Source organism: Massilia eburnea, from assembly GCF_009720745.1.
Classification (GTDB): Bacteria; Pseudomonadota; Gammaproteobacteria; order Burkholderiales; family Burkholderiaceae_D; genus Rugamonas; species Rugamonas eburnea.
In genome coordinates this window covers 1-255 of record NZ_WNKX01000101.1, presented here as the reverse complement: position 1 = coordinate 255, position 255 = coordinate 1, and the positions used below count along the sequence as shown (strand labels likewise).

General features: G+C 54.5%; 1 rRNA gene. It reads left to right on the top strand.

From position 1 onward, the window contains the following. Window positions 1–255 (top strand): 23S ribosomal RNA (locus GM658_RS29925); the annotation flags it as partial.

The window sequence follows — 255 nt, the reverse complement described above, 5'->3', positions numbered from 1 at the left end:
GATGCGATGGGGGGACGGATCGCGGAAGGTTGTCTGCCTGTTGGAATAGGCAGTTCCTGGTTCATAGAAGGCGCTTAGGCAAATCCGGGCGCGTAATTCAAGGGACTGGGACGAGGCACTTAGGTGCCGAAGCAATCGGAAGTGGTTCCAAGAAAAGCCTCTAAGCTTCAGTCATACGAGACCGTACCGCAAACCGACACAGGTGGGCGAGATGAGTATTCTAAGGCGCTTGAGAGAACTCGGGAGAAGGAACTC